This window comes from Streptomyces sp. NPDC036822, assembly GCF_055609145.1.
Window position 1 is genome coordinate 416,450 of record NZ_JBVJPY010000004.1, and the last position, 23,749, is coordinate 440,198.

Annotated in this window: 14 protein-coding genes; 10 read left to right on the forward strand and 4 right to left on the reverse strand. The window is 70.2% G+C overall.

Annotated elements, in window-relative coordinates; translation table 11 throughout:
- Nucleotides 1–480 precede the first annotated feature (480 nt).
- The gene (locus ACZ68P_RS12455; protein ID WP_471005615.1) at nucleotides 481–8,388 is read left to right on the forward strand and encodes a polymorphic toxin-type HINT domain-containing protein; all 7,908 of its coding nucleotides are present in this window, start codon (nucleotides 481–483) and stop codon (nucleotides 8,386–8,388) included.
- A gap of 86 nt (nucleotides 8,389–8,474) precedes the next feature.
- Here the strand turns inward: ACZ68P_RS12455 and ACZ68P_RS12460 are convergent, their stop codons facing one another.
- Nucleotides 8,475–9,188, reverse strand: coding sequence for a hypothetical protein (locus ACZ68P_RS12460; protein ID WP_471005337.1), 714 nt, complete (start codon nucleotides 9,186–9,188; stop codon nucleotides 8,475–8,477).
- 215 nt (nucleotides 9,189–9,403) lie between these two features.
- Between ACZ68P_RS12460 and ACZ68P_RS12465 the strand changes: the two genes are divergently transcribed.
- Nucleotides 9,404–10,738 (forward strand): radical SAM protein, encoded by a 1,335-nt coding sequence (locus tag ACZ68P_RS12465; RefSeq protein ID WP_471005338.1) that lies wholly within the window; start codon nucleotides 9,404–9,406, stop codon nucleotides 10,736–10,738.
- 1 nt (nucleotide 10,739) lies between these two features.
- Entirely contained in the window at nucleotides 10,740–11,309 is a 570-nt protein-coding gene (locus ACZ68P_RS12470) for a DinB family protein (RefSeq protein WP_471005339.1), read from the forward strand.
- 186 nt (nucleotides 11,310–11,495) lie between these two features.
- Here ACZ68P_RS12470 and ACZ68P_RS12475 read toward each other — a convergent pair whose 3' ends face one another.
- Complete coding sequence (locus ACZ68P_RS12475) at nucleotides 11,496–12,422, reverse strand: ketopantoate reductase family protein (RefSeq protein ID WP_471005340.1); 927 nt, start codon at nucleotides 12,420–12,422, stop codon at nucleotides 11,496–11,498.
- Between the two features lie 311 nt (nucleotides 12,423–12,733).
- Between ACZ68P_RS12475 and ACZ68P_RS12480 the strand changes: the two genes are divergently transcribed.
- The 4 genes from ACZ68P_RS12480 to ACZ68P_RS12495 all read left to right on the forward strand — a co-directional run bounded on the left by ACZ68P_RS12480 (nucleotide 12,734) and on the right by ACZ68P_RS12495 (nucleotide 17,266).
- A complete protein-coding gene (locus ACZ68P_RS12480) occupies nucleotides 12,734–14,131 on the forward strand; it encodes an ROK family protein (protein ID WP_471005341.1) in 1,398 nt (465 codons plus the stop codon).
- A gap of 111 nt (nucleotides 14,132–14,242) precedes the next feature.
- Entirely contained in the window at nucleotides 14,243–15,700 is a 1,458-nt protein-coding gene (locus ACZ68P_RS12485; protein ID WP_471005342.1) for an ABC transporter permease, read from the forward strand.
- 35 nt (nucleotides 15,701–15,735) lie between these two features.
- Nucleotides 15,736–16,434, forward strand: a complete 699-nt coding sequence (locus ACZ68P_RS12490; protein WP_471005343.1) for an ABC transporter ATP-binding protein — start codon at nucleotides 15,736–15,738, stop codon at nucleotides 16,432–16,434.
- A 109-nt stretch (nucleotides 16,435–16,543) separates the two neighbouring features.
- Nucleotides 16,544–17,266: a CDP-alcohol phosphatidyltransferase family protein gene (locus tag ACZ68P_RS12495; RefSeq protein WP_471005344.1), complete on the forward strand. Its 723-nt coding sequence runs from the start codon at nucleotides 16,544–16,546 to the stop codon at nucleotides 17,264–17,266.
- Here ACZ68P_RS12495 and ACZ68P_RS12500 read toward each other — a convergent pair.
- Complete coding sequence (locus ACZ68P_RS12500; RefSeq protein ID WP_471005345.1) at nucleotides 17,247–17,720, reverse strand: FAD synthase family protein; 474 nt, start codon at nucleotides 17,718–17,720, stop codon at nucleotides 17,247–17,249. The two genes, ACZ68P_RS12495 and ACZ68P_RS12500, sit on opposite strands and share 20 nt — an antisense overlap.
- A gap of 200 nt (nucleotides 17,721–17,920) precedes the next feature.
- Between ACZ68P_RS12500 and ACZ68P_RS12505 the strand changes: the two genes are divergently transcribed.
- From ACZ68P_RS12505 to ACZ68P_RS12515, 3 genes are read left to right on the forward strand one after another with little or no spacing between them, the layout of a single operon-like run.
- A complete protein-coding gene (locus tag ACZ68P_RS12505) occupies nucleotides 17,921–19,126 on the forward strand; it encodes a glycosyltransferase family 4 protein (protein WP_471005617.1) in 1,206 nt (401 codons plus the stop codon).
- Nucleotides 19,123–20,910, forward strand: a complete 1,788-nt coding sequence (locus ACZ68P_RS12510; RefSeq protein WP_471005346.1) for a tyrosine-protein kinase domain-containing protein — start codon at nucleotides 19,123–19,125, stop codon at nucleotides 20,908–20,910. The genes ACZ68P_RS12505 and ACZ68P_RS12510 overlap by 4 nt, the downstream gene beginning before the upstream one ends.
- Nucleotides 20,907–22,148 (forward strand): MATE family efflux transporter, encoded by a 1,242-nt coding sequence (locus tag ACZ68P_RS12515; protein WP_471005347.1) that lies wholly within the window; start codon nucleotides 20,907–20,909, stop codon nucleotides 22,146–22,148. Before ACZ68P_RS12510 ends, ACZ68P_RS12515 begins: the two co-directional genes overlap by 4 nt.
- Here the strand turns inward: ACZ68P_RS12515 and ACZ68P_RS12520 are convergent.
- On the reverse strand, nucleotides 22,121–23,626 hold the full coding sequence (locus tag ACZ68P_RS12520) for a hypothetical protein (RefSeq protein WP_471005348.1): 1,506 nt from the start codon (nucleotides 23,624–23,626) through the stop codon (nucleotides 22,121–22,123). The genes ACZ68P_RS12515 and ACZ68P_RS12520 overlap by 28 nt on opposite strands.
- Between the last annotated feature and the right edge of the window lie 123 nt (nucleotides 23,627–23,749).

Sequence of the window (23,749 nt, forward strand, 5' to 3'; positions counted from 1 at the left end):
GGGCGCGCACACGATCACATGTCCGGAGGAGGGCGTCCACAGATGAGAATTTTATTAATCCGTGACTCACGGGCGGGAGTTGGCCTCTGTGACGACCGACATCTCCACTCTTGGGGCTTTCCGCCCCAGGAAATGGCAGGGATGACCCTTATTACCGGATCTTTCTGAAAGATCGTAAGTGATGTGCTCTGGTCAAGAATGCCGAGTGAGACAACTCACTCGGCGGGAGGGTCGTCACAGCGCGTGATCTTGAGTTTCCCCAGGTCATGACGGACAGTGCCGACGCGCGCGTCTGAACGGACGTGCGCTCTTTGGTGTTTCTGCACCTTCTCTGTTGTCTGTATTACCTGGGTGGGAGTCGACGCGATGCGTTCTTCAGGTCCACCGTCATGGCTGGGGCGGGGACGCCTAGCCGTGACGGAGTCACAACGACGGCGCCGGCGGCTGAGCCGCACGGCGACCGTCCTCTTGTTGTCCTCGATGCTGACGGTGACGAGCCTCAGTTCGCAGGCGTTGGCGATTCCGGGCGACGGGATGAGCCGCGAGGAGCAGACCTCGCAGGTCGATCTGCCGGACATTCCCCAGAGCACGGAGCTCGAGGGTGATGAGACGGCGCAGAAGGCGCTGACGACCGCTCCTGAGGTGCCGGTCACGCCGTACGTACCGACGGCGATCACGCCGTGGGTCGCGGACCTGGGTACGGCGACGCTGACGGAGACGAGCGCGCCGGGCACCACGGTCCCGCTCTCGGCCAATCTGCCGGTCGCGATCGGTGTTCCCGAGGGCGGGGACCCGACGGCGCTGGACGGTCAGTGGAGTGTCGACCTGAAGCCGGTCGAGGCGTCGCAGGACGCCGGCGTGTCCGGCATGATCATGAAGGTCACACCGCCGGCCGGTGTCGACCCCGCCGCGCAGGTCGCGCTGAGTGTGGACACGACCGGTTTCGCCGACCTCTACGGTCCGCAGGCGGCTGAGCGTTTCGGTCTGACGCTGCTGCCGGAGTGTGTGTACTCGGATCCGAACGCGGGTGAGTGTGCCGACGACGGCACCACCACGATGGCGGGCGGCAAGGACGAGGGCGTCGGTTTCGAGCGCCTGAAGACGTCGGTGGCGGAGGTGCCCGCCAAGGACGCCCCGACCAAGTCCACCGCGGCCAAGGGCGCCAAGACCCGCACGGTCCTGACCGGCACGATCCCGGTCGCCCAGCTCCTCGACGACGAGGGAAGTACCGGTCCCACGGCCCGCAAGGCGTCCTTCTCGGCCGCCGGGACGTCGACCGGCGGGGGCGCGGTCGGCATGATGGACACCGGTTCCTCGGTGTCCGGTGACTTCACCGCCTCGCCGCTGCTGTCTTCCGGGTCCTGGTCCTCGGGCTCGTCTTCGGGCGCGTTCACCTACAACTACCAGGTGCAGGTCCCGGAGACCGCCGGCGGCCTGATGCCGAAGATCGGCCTGGGCTACTCGTCCCAGTCGGTCGACGGCCGTACCTCCTCCACCAACAACCAGGCTTCCTGGATCGGTGACGGCTGGGACTACAACGCGGGTTCCATCACCCGTACGTACGCCAACTGCCGCGAGGACTCCAAGCGGGCCGGGTCGAACAACGCCACCCACAAGACGGCGGACCAGTGCTACGGCTCGGAGAACGCCACCCTGAGCCTCGGTGGCATGACGACCGAGCTGGTGTGGGACGCGGCCAAGCAGCAGTGGTTCACGGCCAACGGTGACGGTTCGAAGATCGAGCGGATCAAGGACACCACCAAGGACCCGCGTACCGGCACCGGCATGATCAAGGATGCCGACGGTGAGTACTGGGTCGTCACCACGAAGGACGGTACGCGGTACCACTTCGGTCTGAACAAGCTCCCGGGCTGGTCGGACAACGGCACCGCCGCTGACGACCCCTACACCGACTCGGTCCTGGCCGTCCCGGTGTACGGCAACCACGCGGGCGAGCCCTGCTACAAGGCCGGTGACTGGAAGAACTCCTTCTGCAACCAGGCCTGGCGCTGGAACCTCGACTACGTCGAGGACATCCACGGCAACGCCATGTCGCTGTGGTGGAAGCGCGATCTGAACTACTACGCGCGGAACTTCAACTTCAAGGCCCCGGTCGAGTACCACCGCGACGGCTACCTGTCGCGCATCGACTACGGCCAGCGCAAGGAGAGCATCTTCTCCGCTCCTGCCCCGGCGCGGGTGAACTTCTCCGTCGAGGAGCGCTGCTTCACCGAGGGCACGCTGACCTGTGTCGAGGAGAACTTCGCCTCGAAGGACATGGGCAAGTACCGCATCTGGTACGACACCCCGGCCGACCTGCGCTGCGCGCCGGTCACGACCACGTACAAGCAGAAGTGCTGGAACGCCGGACCGACGTTCTGGACGCGTAAGCGCCTGGACAAGATCACCACCTCGGCCCAGCGCCGCACGGACACCACCGCCCGGCAGGTCGTCGACGAGTACAAGCTGAACCAGAGCTTCGCGGCTCTGAAGACCGGCCCGAACACGGCCCTGTGGCTGGAGTCCGTCCAGCGCACCGGTTACGCCCGCAACGGCTCCACCGACGCGAGCGTCACGCTGAACTCGGTGCGTTTCGAGTCCAACGCCGAGGACATGCCCAACCGGGTCAAGGCGTTCAACCCCAGCCGCCCCGGCTTCTCGCGCCTGCGCATCGCCCGTGTGATCAACGAGTACGGCGGCGAGACTGTCGTCACGTACAAGCCGATCGAAGGCCAGTGCGCCACCGGCACGGGTCTGCCGATCAAGACGGACACGGCCGGCCTGAAGGCCAACAACCGCCTGTGCTACCCCACGTACTGGAACCCCGACCCCGAGGTCGAGGACATCGACTGGTTCCACAAGTACGTGGTCGAGTCGATCGAAGAGCTCCCGAACGTCGCCGGCTCGTACGGCACGAAGACGTCCTACGAGTACAAGAACGCCGGCTGGAAGCTCGCCGAGGCGGAGTTCTCCAAGAAGTCCACGCGCACGTACTCGACGTTCGCGGGCTTCGAGCAGACCACCGTCCTCACCGGCCCCAAGCCGTCAGACGCGGACAGCGGTGAAGGCTCCACGGGCGAGAACACCCCCGGCCTCGACAGCCCCCGCACCAAGGCGGTCACCCGCTACTACCGCGGCCTGGGCGACACCGTCCCCGTCACGGACGTCCACGGCGTCGAGATCGCCAAGGACCGCGAGCCCTTCGCCGGCCGAATAGCCGAAGAGCTCACCTACAGCAACGCGACCGACGCGGACACCAACTGGCTCTCCCGCTCGACCACCAGGCTGGAGGCCACCGAACTCGGCAAGCGCGACCGCGAGGACGGCCTGACCGACCTCAAGGCCTGGCGCGTCACCGAGCCCGAGGAAATCGCCTACACCAAGTCGTCCGGCACGAACGCCGACGACCCGCGCACCCAGCGCTCGGTGCGGACGCTGACGACGTACGAGTCGACCCATGGTCTGCCGACGCTCGTCGAGTCCTTCGGCGACACCGGCAAGACCGGCGACGAGTCCTGCACCAAGTCCGAGTACCTCCACCAGGTCGACAAGAACATCATCGGCCTGACCAAGCAGGTCTCGAATTCGCCCACGAGTTGCGCGAACGCCAACTGGTCGGATCTGAGCACCCTCAGCAGTGCCATCCGTACTGCCTATGACGCCAGCGCCTACGGCACGGCGCTTTCCGGTACCACACGGGGGCTGGCGACCGAGTCCTGGTCCCTGAACGGTGAAGGCACCGCCTTCCAGTCCAACGGAACCAAGGCTTTCGACGCCATCGGCCGTGTCATCCGGGAGACCGACCCGGACCAGAAATCCTCCACCATCACGTACGACCCCCCGACCGGACAGGTCTTCAAGGTCACCCAAGCCAACTCCCTCGGCCACAGCCAGGTCCAGGAATTGGAGCCGGGCCGCACCGTCGGACTCAAGACGACCGACGTCAACGGCCACGTCAGCGAAGCGAAGTACGATCCGCTGGGCCGCCTCGCCGAGGCATGGGCCCCCGGCCGCGCCACCACCACGGTGCCGGACTTCAAGGCCGAATACACGATCCCGGCCGAGGAGACCGACCCGAACGACCCCACCCTGAAGGTCCGCAAGCCTCCCTACGTCACCACCTATACGCGGGGGCACGGGGACCGGATCGAGACCTCCGTCACGCTCTACGACGGCCTCGGCCGTGAGCGCCAGTCGCTGGAGGAGCCGGAGAGCGGCGACGGATACCTGATCACGGACACGCTGTACAACAGCGCCGGCGAGGTCTACCAGACCAACAACGCCTACCTCACCCAGGACGCCAAGCCCGGCGAGCTCTTCACCCCGCTCGCCGACACCGCGATCCCCAACATCACCCGCTACGCCTACGACGGCCTCGGCCGCGTGGTGAACGAGACCCCGTACATGAAGTGGGTCGACCCGACCACCAAGGAGACCATCTCCAAGGCATACCCGGAGCGGGCCACCCGCTACGAGTATGGCCAGGACTGGTCCAAGGTCATCCACCCTTCGGGTGCTTCGTCCTACCGGGTCTACACCGACGCGCTCGGCCGCACCGTCCGCACGGACACATTCAACCCGGCGGCGCCCGGCGGCTTCACGTCGACGGGATACCAGTACAACGCGCTCGGCCAGATGACGAAGGCCACGCAGTCGGCCGACCCGACTCACCCGTGGACGTGGACCTACGACCACCGCGGCCGTATGCAGACAGCGACCGATCCCGACTCTGGGACGACAAGTACCTCGTACGACCACCGTGACCGCGTGCTGACCACGACCAACGCCCGCGGCGTGAAGGTGTGGAACGCCTATGACGAGTTGTCGCGGCCGAAGCAGCAGCGACTGAACGACGCCAACGGCGACGTCCTGGCTGATCTCACCTACGACACCGTGGCCGGCGGCAAGGGTCTTCCCGCCACCGCCACCCGCTACACCGACGGACAGGCATATACCCAGAAGGTCAACGGTTATACGAAGGACTACCAGCCGACGTCCACCACCCTGAGCCTGCCGCAGACGCTCGCCGACACCTGGGGCCTGGCCAAGGACTACACCTACGGCTACACCTACACCGACACCGGCCTGCTGGACGAGGCGGCACTTCCTGCAGTCGGCAAGCTGGCGGCTGAGAAGCTGGTTGTCCGTTACAGCAAGGACGGTCTGCCGCTCTCCATCTCCGGCAAGGACTGGTACGGCTCCGAGACCGTCTACTCGCCCTACGGTCAGGTCATGCGTTCCACCCTGGGCGCTCAGCCTTACCGGGTATGGACGCAGAACTCGTTCGACGAAGGCAGCGGCGAACTTCAAGAGCAGCGGGTTTACCGGGAGCAGACCACTGCCACCCTGACAGGCGGCAACCTCGTCTCGAACCGCTCCTACACCTACGACCCCGCCGGCAACGTCACGGGAGTCCGTGAGCAGGCCGTCGGAATCGAAGAGCGGCAGTGCTTCGCCTATGACCCGCTGGGTCAGCTGAAGTCGGCCTGGACCTCCAAGGACCAGACCGCCTGTACCACTCCCAAGAACACCGACGGCACCCTCAACGTGGCGGCGGGCCAGGACAACTCCGGCTACTGGCAGGAGTACGACTACGACCTCCTCGGCAACCGCACCAAGCTGACCGAGAAGGACCTCACCGGCGCCACCACCAAGGACGCCGTCACCGACTACGCCTACGGCAAGGGCTCCACCAAGGAGCAGCCGCGCACGCTGACAAAGGTGACGAAGAGGTTCACCACGCCGGCCGGCGCAGCGGTGAAGGCGGAGGCTCAGCGTCTCTACGAGCTGACGGGGGAGACCAAGTCCGTCGCCTCCGTCGAGAACGGTGACAAGCAGGAGCTGACCTGGACGCCCGACGGCCAGGTCGACCGGATCACGGGCCAGGGCTCCGGTGGCAAGACCCCGTACGTGGGTCTGGGGCAGAAGTGCCTTGACCTCAAGTCCGGGCTCGCGGCCGCCGGTCAGCCGATCCAGCTGTATCAGTGCAACAGCACTGTGGCGCAGAGCTGGAAGTTCACGCCGAAGCCGGGTAACGACAGTGCGCCGCAGACGGATCCGAACCTGGGCACCCTGTCGGTGTACGACACGTGGTGCTTGCAGCCGGCGGCCAATACGGTCGGTTCGGCGCTGCAGGTCCAGAAGTGCAACGGCACGACCGCACAGGAACTGAAGCGCAGTGCGGCCGGCCAGCTCACTCACTCCTCGGGCTTGTGCCTGGCGGTCCAGGGCGCGGCCAACGTCAATGCCACGGCCATTGTGCTGGCAACCTGTGACGGTGCTTCCGCCGCACAGTTGTGGTCGCCGCAGAATGACACCCGTCACATCTACGGCCCCAGCGGCGATCGGCTGCTGACCATCCAGGGCAAGCAGGCGACCCTGCACCTGGGCGAGGCCGAGGTCACCGTCCAGCAGGGCGGCGTCCTGGTCAACACGCAGCGCACCTACTCCGCCCCCGGCGGGGCGGTCATGCGCTATGCCAGTGGCACCGGTGGTGAGGCACTGGTCGCACAGACCACGGATCACCAGGGCAGCGCGTACGCGGAGGTCGCCCTCTACAGCGGCCAGCCGGTCCGGATCCGCAAGCAGGACCCCTTCGGTAATCAGCGTGGTGCGGATACCGCGGGTGCGAACCTGCAGACACACAAGGGATTCCTGGGCAAGACCCGTGACGACGCCTCCGGCTACCAGCCGCTCGGCGCCCGTCTCTACGACCCGGTGGTCGGACGCTTCCTGTCCGCCGACCCGATCCTGGACCTGAACGACCCGCTCCAGTCCAACGGGTACGCCTACGCCCACAACAATCCGGTCACGCACGCGGACCCGACGGGTCTTTCCATCTCGCTGACCACGTCGGAGAAGGCCGCAGCTCTCGCGGGTGCGGGTTTGAGTGCGGCGCAGGTCGCGCAGGCGCAGTCGACCATGGGCAAGTCCCTGACTTCGGTGATCCTCGCCGTGGCCTGGGAGACGCTCAAGGACTTCATCGGCATCAACGACGCCATGGCCTGCTTCGGCGGTGACATGTGGTCATGCGGCAGTCTGATCATCGGGGCCATCCCGTGGACCAAGCTCGGCAAGATCCCGTCAGTCCTGAAGGCCGTCAACCGCACGATCGATGCCATCCAGGCGTTCAAGGCCGCGAAGAAGGCCGCCGAGGCCGTCCTCAAGGCAGCCAAGGCCGCAGAGGAGGCAGCACTCGCTGCCAAGAAGGCAGCGATCGAGAAGGCCAAGAAGGAGGCCGCCCAGAGAGCCAAGAAGAAGGCGGCCGAGCAGGCGAAAAGAACGGCTGACAGGGCAGCCGCCGCGAAGAAGAAGACGGGCAACCCCGTCCAGAAGCAGGCCCAGAAGAAGGCGGCCCCGAAGGCCTCCTCCTCCTCAGGCTCCGGGAAGGGCGGCGGCAAGGGCGGTGGCGGCAAGACCAGCCTCAGCAAGCCTGGTGGCAGCTCGGGTGGCTCTGCTCGCAGCAAGGGTGGTACCAGCGGCAGCGGCGGCTCCGGCAGGGCCGAGGGCGGCGGCACATGCAACAGCTTCGTGCCTGGCACGAGGGTGCTGATGGCCGACGGCTCCACCAAGCCGATCGAGAAGGTCAAGACCGGCGACAAGGTCTGGGCGACGGATCCGGAAACCGGGGAGACCCGCGTTGAGACCGTCACCGCCGAGATCAAGGGACGAGGGCTCAAGCGCCTGATCGAGGTGACCATCGACACTGATGGCACGGCAGGCTCGAAGACGGCCCAGGTCACCGCGACCGACGGCCATCCCTTCTGGGTCCCCGAGCTGGGTGCGTGGATCGAAGCCGGCGACCTTCAGTCCGGCCAGTGGCTCCAGACCAGCGCCGGCACCTATGTCCAGATCGCGGATATCCGGCGTCGAACCGCTCAAAACGCCACGGTTCACAACCTCACCGTAGGTGACGTCCACACGTACTACGCGCTGGCGGCGGGGACTCCCGTTCTCACCCACAACACCAGCGGACAGGCGTGTGAGACGTGGACCGGCGAGCAGTCACACGTCACCTCGGCCGTACTGGACGTCCAAGTCGACCAGATTCCGCTCGGCAGCGGGCCGGACGCGGGCGGGTTCCTCAGTGGCGACCGCGGAGACCCTAATGCGTTTCTTGATGTCAACCAGGTCGTCGACTGGCGGACCATTCCGGGTATGACGGAGGAAAACCGGCATCACGTCGAAATGCAGGCTGCGGCTTATATGCGGCTCAATAACATCCGGGTAGGCCGCATCTACATCAACCACAGCAGTGTCTGCGCTTACTGCGACGGACGAGCCTACCAGGGAGGGGTCAATATAGAGGACGCCTTGCCCGAGGGAGCGCAACTCTGGGTTACCGCGGGTGGGCGAACGGGTGCCCCGTTCGTCGGAAACAGAAGATGATTCCGGGTGATCTAGGATGACAGTCTGCCGGTGAAGCGTAAGAACGCTTCACCGGCAGACGTGTTTCCTGCCCCGGTTCTTTGCATTCAGAAGGGGGGCTTATCCAAGGTTTCGGCACCTCGCTTCTCGCGATTGGGCCTGGCGAGAATGTGGGATTCCAGGCCGGTGCGATACTGCAGGAGATCCGTGCCGCGAGGCGCGGCGACGGTGAGCATCCGGTACTCCTCGCCGGGCGGGGCGTATCCGGCCGGCGGCGGAGCCACCCTTGCCAGAGCGTCGCGACTGCACATCCAGCGGGTCGATGACGACTGGTTGATCGGTGCTACGAACGGCAGCGTGAAGAACCCGGGGAGAGCACCGGACTCGAGCATCTCGATCGGTACGATGGCGGAAAACTTCACCTCCGTCCCGAGCAGTGCCTCGTGCACCGTGCTGCGCAACAAGAACTGCTGCAGGTTCTCCGCCGTAGGCCTCCAACGGTCTGAGGTGTTCGTACGGTCGAAAACTCGACGCTCTGTTGTTCCGGTATCGATGGCCCAGTAATAGCCTTGTTGATTCTCGATCCAGAACACCAACATTCCATCAGCGGCCGTCTTAAGATCCGCCGGGGACACGGGATGGTCCTGGAAGGTGACTTGCGAGCCGGTCGACGCAGCAGCCAGATGCCAGTCGGCCAGTTCCGGGGGGATTATCTCCGGTTTCGAGAAGGCGAGGGTTTCTGGTGAATCGCCTGATGTTCCGTACCAGCGGTGGAGAAAATGCCGGACGCTGTCGTTGCTGGGGTGCAGGAGCTCTTCCACGCCGGAAGCATACGGCGAAGGGCGGTAGCCAATGGGTCCGAGCAAGGTTCGCCGCCGCCCGGGTCGGGCCCGCATGCCCTGTGATCGCTACGCAGACGTCGGCTCGCCGTACCTGGGTCTCTGCCCGGCGGATCCCTCTATCCCGGCTCCGCGCCCCTTTCCGGCGGGGATACGCTTCGAGGTGATCCTCAACGGAGTCAGGGATGGAGCAGCACATGGAGAGCCTCAGCCGTACCGCGCTGGTCGAGGGACTGATGGGGCGCTTTCCGCACGTGCCGCGGGAAGCCGTGATCAAGGAGGACCTGCTGCGGGGCGGCATGGCCTTCGACGAGTCCGCGCTCAGTGGGACGGCCGACGGGGGATCCGGGGACGTCAAGCCGAAGTCGTACTTCATCTTCTCCTTCGACCACCGCACCCTCCCCGAGCTCGGTGCCGCCGCGCTGAACCGGCCGCCCGAGGAGATCGTTCTCACCGGCGGGCCCTATGACCTGCGCCGGACCGTCGTGTCCGTGCGGGTCAATCCCGACTCGCCGTACGTCGTCCGCGCCGGGGAGGACGGGGCGCTCGGGCTCTATCTCGACGGGACGCGGATCGCGGACGTCGGGCTGCCGCCGATGCCGGAGTACTACCGGCACACGCTGTCGAACGGCAAGTCCGTGATGGAGGTCGCGCCCACCATCCAGTGGGGCTACCTCGTCTATCTGACCGTCTTCCGGGTGTGCCAGTACTTCGGTGCCAAGGAGGAGTGCCAGTTCTGCGACATCAACCACAACTGGCGCCAGCACAAGGCGGCCGGCCGGCCGTACACCGGGGTCAAGCCGGTCGAGGAGGTGCTGGAGGCGCTGGAGATCATCGACCGGTACGACACCGCCGGGACCTCCCGCGCCTACACGCTCACCGGCGGGTCGATCACCTCGCAGGTCGGCGGCCGGGACGAGGCCGACTTCTACGGTCACTACGCCAAGGCGATCGAGGAGCGCTTCCCCGGGCGCTGGATCGGCAAGGTCGTCGCCCAGGCGCTGCCCCGCGACGCCGTCCAGCGCTTCCACGACTACGGGATCCGGATCTATCACCCCAACTTCGAGGTGTGGGACCGCCGGCTCTTCCAGCTGCACTGCCCCGGCAAGGAGCGCTACGTCGGCCGCGACGAGTGGCACCGCCGCATCCTGGACTCCACCGAGATCTTCGGACCGCGCAACGTGATCCCCAACTTCGTCGCCGGCATCGAGATGGCCGAGCCGTTCGGGTTCACCAAGGTCAGCGAGGCGATCGAGTCCACCGCCGAGGGGCTGCGGTTCTTCATGTCGAACGGTGTCGTGCCCCGCTTCACCACCTGGTGCCCCGAACCCACCACGCCCCTGGGCAAGGCGAACCCCCTCGGCGCGCCGCTGGAGTACCACATCCGTCTCCTGGAGACCTACCGGGCGACGCTGGAGGAGTTCGGCCTCAGCTCGCCCCCCGGATACGGCCCGGCCGGTCCCGGTCGCGCGGTGTTCTCCGTCAGCTCGTTCATGGACAGCCTGGAAGGGCTGGAAGGGCCGGCCGACTGACATGACAGGCCAGGACGCCTCCCGGATCCCGCGCCGACGGGCCGAGCTGTTCACCGGTGACGACGCCGACCGGCGTTTCCAGGGCCCCACGACCGGCGACGAGCGGCGCATGCTGATCGACGTCCTCGAGGCCCAGCGCCACACACTGGAGCTGAAGTGCTCCGGCCTCGGTGAGGAACTGGCGCGGCGGTCCGTCGAGCCGTCCACGCTGTCGCTGCTCGGTCTCGTGCGCCACCTCGCCGAGGTGGAACGCCGCTGGTTCCGGCGCGTCCTGGCCGGCAAGGACGCGCCCGCCCTCTTCGTCACCGACGACCACCCCGACGAGGACTTCGACGGAGCCTCGGCCACCCCCTCGGCGGTCGGGGACGCCTGGAAGGCATGGCGCGAGGAGGTGGCGTTCGGCCGGCGGTTCGCCGCCGAGGCGCCCGGCCTCGACGTGGAGGGCGAGGACGCGTGGCGCGGGACGGTCTCCCTGCGCTGGGTGCTCATCCACATGATCGAGGAGTACGCCCGCCACAACGGCCACGCCGATCTGCTGCGCGAACGGATCGACGGAGCCGTCGGCGTGTGAGAAGCGCCGAGCCGTCCTCTTGAGGGCCGCCTGAAAGGGGCCCGGCCTGTCCTGCCGGCCGAGGCCCGGTTCGCCGCGAGGTCGGAGGGCTTCCGTGGTGCGGTTCGACGTCCGGCCCGCGCCGGACGCTCCGGACGACCGCCGGGCCGTCCGCCCCGGCCCGCGGCCAGGGCCCTTGCCCGGGGACTAGGAGGCCGCCGTGGCGCGCCGTTGGTGCACGCGGAGGTGGAGGGTGGCCAGGTCCAGCAGCGGTGTCGCCACCGAAAGGGCGCGGGCCCGGTGCAGCAGATCGCCGAAGAGGTGCTCGACCTCGGTGGGGCGCCCGGCCGTCAGGTCGCGGTAGAGGGACGGGACCATGGAGGACCCGGTCGCCGTCACGATGTCCAGCGTCGCCGTCAGCTCCCGCTCCGGTACGGGGTGGCCCGCCGCGGCCGCCACCGCCGCCGCCTCCGCGAGGACCGCCGGGCCGAGGTCCGCGCCCCCGGGCTGGGCGTTGACCTCGCCGACCGTTCCGCGCATCAGCGAGGTCACGGCGCCGAAGGTGGTGATGAACACCCACTTGTGCCACATCGAGGCCGTCACGTCCTCGGACACGAGGACGTCGATGCCCGCCTTGGCGAGCACGGACCTGATCTTCTCCACGCGCGGCGAGGGCGGGCCGTCCTGCTCGCCGATCGTCAGATGGGCGAGGGGCGCGAGGCGGACGATGTCCCCCGCCTCGCTCAGGGTGGTGACCACCTTGGCGACGCCGCCGAGGACCGGCGCGGTGCCGAAGCGGGCGTTGAGGGCGTCGATGTGGGCGAGGCCGTTCAGCAGCGGCACGATCGCCGTGTCGGGGCCGACGGCAGGGGCTATGTCCTCGACGGCCTGCTCCAGGGCCGTGGACTTCACGGACAGCAGGACCAGATCGTAAGGGGTGTTCAGCGCGTCGGCGGTGACGAGCCTGGGCTCCACGGCCCATTCCCCGTCCCGTCCGGTGACGCGCAGCCCGCGCTCGCGCAGGACGGCGGCTCGGTGCGGGCGGACCAGGAACGTCACGTCCTGTCCGGCACGGGCCAGCAGGGCCCCGAAGTAGCCTCCGGTGGCCCCGGCGCCGACGACCAGGATATTCATATGTGTGAGCCTCTCTTGGAGCTGGAGCTGGAGCTGGAGCCGGGTCCGGAGTCCGGGCCGGGCCGCCTGGAAACGGACGGGCGGCGGACCCGCCGGTGGTGCGGTGCGGGGCGCAGGGGCGGGAGCAGGCGGTACGGCCGGGACAGGGCCCGGGGCACCGGGTCGTCGGCGTCGCTCGCCGGACCGGGCCCGGGTACGGGGGACACGCTGCCGACCGTAGCGGAAACGGTTCGCTCATCGAACTCTCCATCGGAAGAGGGAGGAGCGGGGCACGAGGTCGCGCGCAGCGGGGCGGCTAGGCTCGGCGCACGATGAAGAAGACTCCGGCGACCGGGAGCGCGCACCCGGTGGAACCCAAGGCCGACAAGGCGAGCGTGCGCCGGCACAACCTCAGCCTCGTGCTCCGTACCGTCCACGAGGCGGGCGAGACCACCCGCGCCGCCGTCGCGGCTCGTGTCGGACTGACCAGGGCCGCCGTCTCCTCGCTCGTCGAGCAGCTCATGGAGAACGGCTTGCTGGTCGAGTCGGGCAAGACCTTCAGCGGTCAGGCGGGGCGGCCGGGCACCGTCCTCAAGGCCGCGGACACCGGTCCGGCGGCGCTCGGGGTCGAGATCAACGTCGACTACGTGTCCGTCTGCGTCGTCGACCTGGCGGGCGCCGACCGGGTCCGGATCACCGAGACCGTCGACAACCGCGCGGCCGGACCCGCGGAGGTCCTGCGGCGTGCCGCCCGGATCGCCGCCCGGGCCCTGGAGACGGCGGCGGTACGGCGGTTGAACCCGGTGGGCGTACAGCTCGCCCTGCCCGGCCTCGTCTCCGCGGGGACCGTCCACCAGGCCCCCAACCTCGGCTGGAACCGGGTGGAGGCCGACCGGCTCTTCGCCGAGGCGCTCGCCGCCGAGCGCCCCGGGCTCCCGCAGCTCGCGGTCGCATCCGACAACGAGGCGAACGCGGCGGCGCTGGCGGAGCTGTGGTTCGGCGCCCAGGGCCCGGTGCGCAGCTTCGTGCACCTGACGGGCGAGATCGGCGTCGGCGGCGCGATCGTCGTCCACGGCGAACTGCTGCGCGGCGCGCACGGCTTCGCCGGGGAGATCGGCCACCTGCCCGTGGACGCGGGCGGCCCGCTGTGCCGCTGCGGCTCGCGGGGGTGCCTGGAGCAGTACGCCGGTCAGGCGGCGCTGCTGCGGGCGGCGGGCATCACCGACGTGCCCGCCCCCGGACCGCCCTCGTCCGCATCCGGCGCGCTGCCCCCTGCCCCCGGACCGCCCTCGTCCGCATCCGGCGCGCTGCCCTCCGCTCCCGGTCCGTCGTCCCCCGCCCCCGGGCCATCTGCACCCGCCCCCGGCCCGCCGCTCCCCGCCCACCTCGCCGCCTCCGGGGTCGACGAGCTGGTCCGGCGGGTCGAGGACGGCGAGCCCCGTGCCGTGGCCGCCGTCGAGGAGGCCGGGCGGATGCTCGGACTCGCCCTGGCCGGCGCGGTGAACCTGCTCGACCCGGAGGCGGTCGTGCTCGGCGGGGTCTACCCCCGCCTGATGGCCCGTCTGGGACCCGCCGTCGAGGCCGAACTGGAGCGCCGTGTGGTCTCCGGCCTGTGGAAGCCCTCCGCCGGTCGCCTGCGCGCCGCGTCCGCCTCCGCCGACGCGGCCCGGGGCGCGGCCGCCGTCGTCATCCGAGAGGTGCTCGCCGATCCCCTCTCGTACACCGGCTGACGCTCCCTCCACCCGCTCCGCGATACCCGTCCCCACCCCCCTGGCGGACTCTCATGTCATCCTCACGCGCGCCTTATCCGGCCATCACCCCCCGCGCCTAGCTTCGCGCCCATGTTCTTCACCTACCTCCGGCGCGAACTGCGCCGTCGCAGAAAGGCGGCGCTCGTCGTCGCCTCCGGGCTGGCGCTCGGGATCGCGTTGGTCATCGTCGTCAACTCCGTCACCTCCGGGATGAAGCAGGCGCAGACGCGGGTCCTGGAGTCGCTCTACGGGCTCGGCACCGACCTGACGGTCACCAAGGCCCGCGCGGAGCCCGCAGCGGGGGAGGTGCGGCGCCCGCGGTTCCGGTTCGACGCCAAGGAGGAGGGTGAGGAGCAGAGCAGCGACCGGCTGATGGTCCAGGGGTTCGAGACCCTGCCCGCCTCCACCGTCGCCACGGTGGAGAAGCAGGCCGGCGTCGCCGCGGCCGTGGGCGGACTCAGCCTCACCAACCTCAAGATCAATGGTGAGTTCGAGCGGGGCCGGCTTCAGCAGGCACGGCCCGCCGAACCCGGCACCCCGGGAGGCGGCGCCGGCGGAGGCCGTGTCGAGGGCGGTGGCGCCGCCTTCGACGTCGACTCCTTCACCCTCTACGGCACCGACGTCACCGCCCCGGACCTCGGCCCCCTGACCACCTCCACCGTCACCGAGGGCCGCACCTTCACGACCACCGAGACCGACGCGAAGGTCGTCGTGCTCGACAGCGCCTACGCCAAGCAGGAGGGCCTCAAGGTCGGCGGGACGCTCGCGGTCAAGGGCGTGACGTTCGAGATCGTCGGCATCGCCACCGCCGACAGCGGCCAGGCCGCCGCGCAGGTCTATCTGCCGCTCGCGCAGGCGCAGACCCTGTCCGACTCCAAGGACAAGATCACCACCGTCTACGTGAAGGCCACCGACTCGACGCGGATCGACGCCGTCAAGGCGTCCATCCAGCAGAACGTGTCCGGCACCACGGTCACCACCTCCGCCGATCTCGCCGAGACCGTCTCCGGCTCGCTCGACACCGCCGCCGACCTCGCCACCAACGTCGGCCGGTGGCTCTCGTACGCCGTGCTGATCGCCGCGGTCCTCGTCGCCGGACTGCTCACCTCCTCGGCGGTCAGCCGCCGGGTGCGCGAGTTCGGCACGCTCAAGGCCCTCGGCTGGAAGAGCGGCCGGGTGACCCGCCAGGTCATGGGCGAAGCACTGGTCAACGGCCTCATCGGCGGCGCCCTCGGCATCGTCGTGGGGCTGGCCGGCGCGTACGCCGTGTCCGCCGCCGCCCCGACGCTGACCGCCGAACTCGGTTCCGGCGCCCTGACGGGCGGACCGGGCGGCGGCGGCCGGATGTTCGGCGGCCCCATGGGGAGCGCGGGCGCACCCGACGGCGCCGGCAACACGCTCGACATCGCGCTGACCGCCCCGGTCAGCGCGACCACCGTCGGCCTCGCCGTGGTCCTCGCCCTCGGCGGCGGGCTCGTCGCGGGCGGCTTCGGCGCCTGGCGCGCCTCGCGTCTGCGCCCCGCGGACGCGCTGCGCCGCGTCGAGTGACCCGCATCCCTTCCCGTACCGCAGGAGCAGCCACCATGTACTCACTCACAGGCGTCACCAAGCAGTACCGCCGCGGCCAGGAGAGGGTCGACGCCCTCGCCGGCATCGACCTCACCCTCGGCGCGGGCGACCGACTGGTCATCCAGGGGCCCACGGGCGGCGGCAAGTCCACGCTGCTGCAGATGCTGGGCGGCCTCGACCGGCCCACCGCGGGCAGCGTCCTGCTCGACGGCACCGATCTGGCCACGCTCTCGGAGAGCCGGCTGACGACCGTCCGCAGCCGGACCATCGGTTTCGTCTTCCAGAGCTTCAACCTCATCCCCACCCTCACCGCGCAGGAGAACGTGGAGACCGCCCTCGTGCCGCTGGGCGTCAGGACCGCCGAACGGCGCTCGCGCGCGGCGGAGGCGCTGGAGTCCGTCGGTCTCGGCGAGCGTCGGGGGCATCTGCCGTCGGAGCTCTCCGGCGGACAGCAGCAGCGCGTCGCGATCGCCCGCGCGCTGGTGAAACGGCCCAGGGTGCTCCTGGCCGACGAGCCGACGGGCAACCTCGACGAGTCGATGCGCGACGAGATCGTCGAGCTGCTCGAAGGGCTGTGGAAGGAACACGGCCTGACCTTCGTGATGGTCACCCACGACAGCGCCATCGCCCGTCGATCCCCGCGGGTGGCGACCCTCCGCAAGGGACGGATCACCCTCAAGGAGAACCGTCACGCGCAGGCGCTGGACGTGTGAGATCCACCCTCCCCGGGGCGGTCTGTCCGGACCGCCCCGCCGGTGCTGTCATGATGTGGACCATCACATACGAAAGTGTGACCATACGCATCATGACCCGGGGGGGTTCGTGGGAACGATCGGTACCGCGCTGACCGAGCTGAAATCAGCCCAGAAGTCCGCGAAGGGGGTCTCCCTCTACTCGCGCTTCGTCAACCGGCCGGTCGGGCGGTACCTCGCGGCGGCGGCGTACGCCGCCCGCCTGACGCCCAACCAGGTCACCCTCATCAGCGCGGCCTTCAGCTTCGCTGCGGTCGCGGGGGTGGCTCTGGGCACTCCGTCCTGGACGCTCGGCCTGCTGGTCTGGCTCGGCCTCGCGGTCGGCTTCGCCTTCGACTCCGCGGACGGCCAGCTCGCCCGGCTGCGCGGCGGCGGCAGCGCCGCGGGGGAGTGGCTCGACCACGTCGTCGACAGCGCCAAGATCACCGCGCTGCACCTCGTCGTCCTCATCGCGTTCTATCGCCATGCCGGACATTTCGGAACGACGGACGACGTCTGGCTGCTCGTCCCCCTCGGCTTCCAGCTCGCCGCCGTCGTCACCTTCTTCGGCGGGCTCCTCACCGAGAAGCTCAAGCCCCGCCCGGCGCCCGGGGCACCGGCTCCGGCGCCCTCCACGCTCCGCTCGCTCGCGCTGCTCCCCGTCGACCACGGCGTCTTCTGCCTGGTCTTCCTCCTGCTCGGCGCGGGCCCGGCGTTCCGCTGGGCCTACGCCGCACTCGGCGCCCTGAGCGCGCTGTTCCTCCTCGCCTTCCTGGCGAAGTGGTTCCGCGAACTCAGCGCTGTCCCTCGCTGACCCCCGCCGCCGGCCCGGCCTCCTGCGTCAGGAGGTCGAGCGAGCGCCGCAGCTGCGTGCTCGAGGTGTGGACCGTGTACGGGAAGTAGACGATCTCCACCCCCACGCCCGCGAAATCCCGCTCGAGCTTCTCGCCCTTGGGAGTCCCCCGCCAGTCGTCGCCCTTGAACAGCACGTCGAACCGGACCTGCTTCCAGGTCTCCAGCTTGTCCGGCACGGTCTCCACGAAAGCCGCGTCGACGTACTTCACGCTGCGCACGATCTCCAGCCGCTCCACGAGCGGAATCATCGGACGGCGGCCCTTGGCCAGCTCCGCCATCTCGTCCGACACCACCCCGGCCACCAGATAGTCGCACTGACTGCGCGCGTGCCGAAGGATATTCAGATGTCCGATATGGAACAGATCGTACGCCCCCGGTGCGTACCCGACCCGATGCGGCCTGCCTGCGGTCATACGAGGAACCCCCCTGGTGCGTTCGCGCTCCCCAGCGCGAAGGATTTTCGAACGATAGCGTGCACGTTCCGTTGAGACAGAGTGAACGACTAGGGTGGGGCCTTGGTCCGGGTACGGGGAAGAGGGGGACCGGCATGGGGGAAGCAGTGAGCGGCACGTCGACCGGAAAGGGTACGCCCGGCGGGCGTCGGCGCCTGCTGATGGTGTCCACCAACTACGCCCCCGAGCACGCGGGCATAGGCCCGTACGCCACCCAGATCGCGGAACACTGGGCGAGCAGCGGTCACGAGACCCACGTCCTGGCCGGAATGCCGCACTACCCCTCCTGGTCCCTCGACCCGGCCTACGCCCGCGCCTGGCGCCGCACCGAGGAGCGTGCCGGGGTCGTCGTCCACCGTAGACGCCACACCGTCCCGCCCCGCCAGACCGCGCTGAAGAGGGCCGCCTTCGAGGCCAGCGTGCTCGCCCACGGCCTGCTCGCCCCGCCCTCCATGGCCCGGCCCGACGCCGTCCTGTCGCAGATGCCCAGCCTCGCCGGCGGCATCATCGGCGCCCGCCTCGCCGCCCGCTGGCGCGTCCCGTACGTGCCCGTCGTCCAGGACCTCATGGGCGCCGCCGCCGCGCAGAGCGGCATCCGCGGCGGCGACCGGGCCGCCACCCTCGCCGCGAGGGCCGAGAGCTACGCCCTGCGCGGGGCGGCCCTCGTCGGCGTCATCCACGAGACGTTCGTCGACAAGGTCGCCGCCCTCGGCGTCGACCGCGCGCGCATCCGGCTCGTACCCAACTGGTCGCACGTCGCCCGTCCCACGGCGCCCCGGGACCAGACCAGGGCCCGCCTCGGCTGGCGTGACGGCGAGACCGTCGTCCTGCACTCCGGGAACATGGGCCTCAAGCAGGGGCTCGACGTCCTGGTCGAGGCCGCCCGCCGCGACCCCAAGATCCGGATCGTCCTGCTCGGCGACGGCAACCAGCGCGCCCACCTCGAGACGCTGGCCGCCGGAGTCGACAACCTCGACTTCATGGAGCCCGTCGGCGACGACGAGTTCCCCGACGTCCTCGCCGCAGCCGACGTCCTCGCCGTCACCCAGCGCGCCTCGGTCCTCGACATGAGCGTCCCCTCCAAACTGACCTCCTACTTCGCCGCCGGCCGGCCCGTCGTCGCCTCCGTCGCCGCCGAGGGCGGAACCGCCCTCGAAGTGCTGCGCTCCGGGGCCGGAGTGCTCGTCCCGCCGGAGGACCCCGACGCCCTGCTCGCCGAAGTCCGTAGACTCGGCGACGATCCGGCGGCCGCCGACGCACTCGGTGCCCAGGGGCCCCGCCATGTCGAGGCCCACCTGACCCGGAAGGCCGGACTGGCCCGGATCGACGCACTGATCGACGAGGCTCTGGGGGGTCCGAGCACGTGACACACACGCACGTCTCCGCGGTGGAGGACGACGAACCGGAACTGCTGCGGGACCAGTTCCGCCAGCTCCTGCGCTACCGCTCCATCATCGGCGCCGGCATCGGCATCGGCCTCCTCGGCGGTGTCTGGTTCGGCGTCTCCAACGCCGACACGTACGTCGCCACCAGCCAGGTCGTCCTCCGCGCCCCCGTCAACGACCCCTTCAACCCGAGCATCTCGCAGGACAAGACGCTCAACATGGGGTCCGAGCGGCAGACCGCGCTCAGCAGCAGCGTCGCCGAGCAGGCCGCCAAGAAGCTCGGCTGGACCGGCACCATCGGCAGCCTGCAGAAGGACCTCCAGGTCACCAACCCGCCCCAGAGCCAGGTCCTCCAGTTCACCTACACCGCGGACACCCCGCAGGCGGCCGCCGACCGGGCCAACGCCGTCACCAAGGCCTATCTGGACCTGCGCCAGAAGCAGTGGACCGACGTACGGGCCACCATGCTCGAAGGGCAGCAGAAGCAGCTCGACGAGGTCGCCAAGAAGCACGACCAGAAGACCAAGGAACTCGACCGGATGGCCGACGGGGCGGCTCGCGACGCCGAGTACGGCGTCAAGACCAACCTGCTCAACCGCATCAACGAACTCGACGCCCGGATCAGCCAGCTCAAGTCGCTCGACATGTCACCGGGCACGATCATCCGCGTCGCCAGCGCCCCCGGCTACTCCGACGGACCCGGCCTCACCATGAGCCTCGGCCTCGGCGCCCTCGTCGGCGTGGCCCTCGGTCTGCTCGCCGCCTGGGTCCGGCTCGTCTTCGACCCCTCGCCGCGCTCCGCGGGCGACGTCGCCCGCGCCGTCCGCGCACCCGTCCTCGGCACCCTGCCGCGCGGCGCCACCGACGTCCTGCTCGCCGACGACCACACCGACGCCCGGATCGCCGAGGAGTACCGCTCCGTCGCCTTCCGGCTCGCCTACGACCAGCGGTTCGCCGACCGCCGACGCCTGCTCGTGGTCGCCCCGCGCGGCTCCAACGACGCCGCCGTGGCCGTCGCCTCGCACCTCGCCGCCTCCTTCGCCGAGACCGGCAAGGACGTCCTCCTCATCGAGGCCGACCTGCGCACCCCCACGCTCGCCGGACGCCTGCGCGCCCACGCCGCGAGCGCGCCCCGCTGGAGCCATCCGGTGGAGCCCACGGGCACCGAGGAGAGCGGCTGGCCCTCCCGCCGCCAGCTCTCCGTGGACGCCGGCGAGTCCGGCTCCTTCGGCCTCGTCCCGGGCGAGCGCGTCCGCAACGTCGCCCGCGCCCTGACCGCGCCCCGCGTCTCCCGGCTCATCTCCGAGGCCGACTCGCCCAACTCCACCGTCGTGGTGCTGGCACCGCCCGTCCTCAACTACGCCGACGCGCTCGCGCTCGTCGACCGGGTCGACGGCGTCCTGATCGTCTGCGACCCGCGCAGCGTGCACCGGGCCGACCTCCAGCGCATCCGCGAACTCATCGCCGGCGCGGGCGGCACCGTCCTCGGCGCCGTCGTCCACACCCCCGGCCGCGGGCGCGCCGCCAAGCAGCCCGCCGGACGCCGCGGCGGCGGCCGGGGCCGTCCCCCGGCCCCCCGGCCGTCCGAGCCGGAGGAGTACGACACCGACACCGACACCGGCCCCGAGACCGATCCCGTCTCCGAGCCGGAGCAGGTCGTCCCCGGTGACGGCTCCGACACCGTCACGCTGAGGTCGCTCCGCCCGAGCGACCTGCGCGGGGCGAAGTCCGCGCGGGGCGGCGACCTCCACGCCGGCGATCGGTGAGACGTGCCGTCACGGTCGCCGCCTCGGTCCTCGACCAGGCGGCGTCCAGCCTCACCAACATCGCCGTCCTGGTGATCGCGGCGAGGGCGTCCACCGCGGACGGCTTCGCGGCCTTCTCCATGGTCTACATCACCTTCACCGTCCTCATGGGCCTCAACATGGCCTTCGTCGGCCAGAGCGTCGTCCTGGAGAAGGGCGAGGACGCGTCGGTCGGCGCGGCCGCCCGCGCCGCCGTCTCCTTCACGGCCATGGCCTCCACGACCGGCGGACTCCTGCTCGCCGTCGGCGGGGCGCTCACCGGAGGCGGCACGGGCCGGGCGTTCCTCGCCCTCGGCCTGGTGCTCCCCGTCGTCCTCGTCCAGGACGGCCTGCGCTACGCCTTCTCCGCGCTCCGGCAGCCGCACCGCGCCCTCGCCGCCGACACGCTGCGCCTCGCCTGCGCCCTTCCCGCCCTGATCCTCCAGCCGCACGCCGCCTCACCGGCCCGGCTGGTCCTCGTCTGGGGACTGTCGGCGCTGCCCGCCGTACTCCTCGGACTCGCGCTCCTGCGCCCCCACGTGCGCGGCCGCCCCGGCGACCCGCGCCGCTACCTCCGCAAGGGCCACCTCGGCCGCCGCTTCGTCGTCGAGTACGCCGTCGGCAACGCCTCCAGCCAGCTCGCCGTCCTGGGCCTCGGACTCTTCGCCGCCCCGCTCGCCGTCGGCGCGCTGCGCGGCGCCTCCACCCTCTTCGGCCCGCTCAACGTCCTGTTCACCTCGGTCAACGCCTTCGGCCCGCCCCTCCTCGGCCGCGCCGGCTCCCGCCGCGCCACCGTGCGCGCCGCCGCCGGCCTCGCCGGCGTCCTCGCCGTCCTCGCGGCGGGCTGGGCGACGGCCCTGTACGCACTGCCCGCGCACCTCGGCCGCCGGCTCCTCGGTGACACCTGGGACGCCGCCGCCGCGCTGCTGCCCGCGACCGGCAGCCAGTACGCCGTGATGGCGGCCGGCACCTGTGCGCTCGTCACCCTCCGCGTCCTCAGCCCCCGCGCCACCCTCTCCGTGCAGGTGGTCTTCTCCCTGCTGGCGGTCGCCCTGATGCTCGGCGGCTACGTCATCGCAGGCGCGGCCGGGGCCGCCTGGGGCCTGGCCGCCGGCTCGGCCCTCAAGGCCGTCGCCGCGTGGTCCCGCGTCGCCCGCACCCGCGCCGAGCCCCTCGCGGAGCAGGCGGAGGGTCAGCGCAGCACGGCGCCCTTGTCCTGACGCCAGGTGGTCACCAGGGCGATGCAGATCAGGGCGATCGCCACCCGGCCCGACGCCTGGAGCAGCGGACCGCGCAGCAGGATGAAGGAGTAGCCCGCGACCAGCGGCACCACCAGCGAGATCAGGCTGCCCGGTGGCGCCCTGCGCGTACCCCGGCGGGCGAACCGTCCGTCCACGCGCGCCGCGGCGTAGCCGAGCCCCAGCATCCCGGCGCCCATGCCGACGGCCCCGAAGTCGATCCACAGCTCCGCCCAGATCGGCGAGGACAGGTTGGTGTTGACCGTGCCCATCCACTGACCGACCATCACGCCGGTGTCCCGCGGCTTGCCCGCCCACACCGAGCGGGGCACCGCGAAGAACACGGACCCGGCGAGCTGACGGCCGTAGCGGTGCCGGCTCCCGGAGTTCACCAGCGTGATGGTGTTGGCGAACATGCCGACCTGGTCGTAGTCCTTCAGCGCCAGCGGCTCCAGCACCGACGTCGTCTCCACCGGACGGTAGTTCTTCTCGTCGTAGCGGAACCGGTCGGAGAACGGGAAGACGATCAGCGCCATCACCACGCCCAGGCTGAGCGCCGAGCGGTACATCGCCGCGCTCACCGGGAAGACGGTGAACAGCAGCGAGAACATCACCGTCAGGAACCAGTACCGCGGGTTGGAGATCGGGTTGTTCACCACGCCGTTGAGCAGCACCAGGGCGAGGAAGACCGCGATCACCATCGGCCGCCGCCGGGCCCGGCGCGAGGTGACCAGCCACCGGCAGTACACCAGCAGGGCGAACAGCGCGGGGACCGTGCCGAAGCCGCGCAGGAACGCCTGCCCGGCCTGGGAGTCGGCCTGCGAGACGCCGGCCTCCTCGATCCCCGCGATGATCTCCTGACGGCTGGAGAAGAAGACCGCGGGACCGCCCAGTTTGACGACGAACAGCCCGCTGCACGCGAAGGCGAGCAGCACCAGGAAGTACAGCCGGCGCCGGTGCACGAGCGCCGGACGCTCCTCGGCCCGCTTCGAGCCGCCCGGCCGGCCGCGGGCCAGCAGCGACCCCAGGTCGAAGGCGGCGCAGCCGACCAGGACCAGGGCGACCGCCATCGTCAGGTCCGACCGCGGGCCGACCACCGGGGTCGGCACCCGGCCGAGCACCGCCTGAGCCAGCGGCGCCACCCCCATCGCCATGTAGACGAAGAGCCAGAACGATCCCTGGAGCAGCTTGCGTCGGCTCGTCAGGATCATCGCCGAGAGCCGGGCGCCGGCGTAGATCGTCAGGGCGATCTGCAGGTAGTAGGCGGCGTCCCGCGCCCCCGCGCCCGGCTGGATCGCCACGAGTAGCGGCAGGAACACCGAGAAGCCGAGCACCAGCGGGATCGACAGCGCGCGGGAGAGCAGCGTGCGCGGGGACACGGCGGGAGCGAGCAGCAACGGGGCGGGCGCGGGCGGCGCCGGGCGCGCCTGTGTGGCCGTACCGCGTACATCGGTCGTCATCCCGCCCCCTGGCTTCCCTGCGGCCCCGCGCCGAGAAGTCGCTGCCCCCGCCCCCGGAACCTCACGCGGCAGTCTACCGACGCTCCCCGGCCACCTCGCGTCAACCGTTAGTCTGACCTCGTC

Bases quoted from the DNA above. Each gene is read 5' to 3' on its own strand.
- ACZ68P_RS12485 (WP_471005342.1), top strand. From the start codon at position 14,243: ATGTTCTTCACCTACCTCCGGCGCGAACTGCGCCGTCGCAGAAAGGCG.
- ACZ68P_RS12465 (WP_471005338.1), top strand. From the start codon at position 9,404: ATGGAGAGCCTCAGCCGTACCGCGCTGGTCGAGGGACTGATGGGGCGC.
- ACZ68P_RS12500 (WP_471005345.1), bottom strand. From the start codon at position 17,720: ATGACCGCAGGCAGGCCGCATCGGGTCGGGTACGCACCGGGGGCGTAC.
- ACZ68P_RS12475 (WP_471005340.1), bottom strand. From the start codon at position 12,422: ATGAATATCCTGGTCGTCGGCGCCGGGGCCACCGGAGGCTACTTCGGG.
- ACZ68P_RS12520 (WP_471005348.1), bottom strand. From the start codon at position 23,626: ATGACGACCGATGTACGCGGTACGGCCACACAGGCGCGCCCGGCGCCG.
- ACZ68P_RS12470 (WP_471005339.1), top strand. From the start codon at position 10,740: ATGACAGGCCAGGACGCCTCCCGGATCCCGCGCCGACGGGCCGAGCTG.
- ACZ68P_RS12490 (WP_471005343.1), top strand. From the start codon at position 15,736: ATGTACTCACTCACAGGCGTCACCAAGCAGTACCGCCGCGGCCAGGAG.
- ACZ68P_RS12480 (WP_471005341.1), top strand. From the start codon at position 12,734: ATGAAGAAGACTCCGGCGACCGGGAGCGCGCACCCGGTGGAACCCAAG.
- ACZ68P_RS12455 (WP_471005615.1), top strand. From the start codon at position 481: ATGCTGACGGTGACGAGCCTCAGTTCGCAGGCGTTGGCGATTCCGGGC.
- ACZ68P_RS12505 (WP_471005617.1), top strand. From the start codon at position 17,921: ATGGTGTCCACCAACTACGCCCCCGAGCACGCGGGCATAGGCCCGTAC.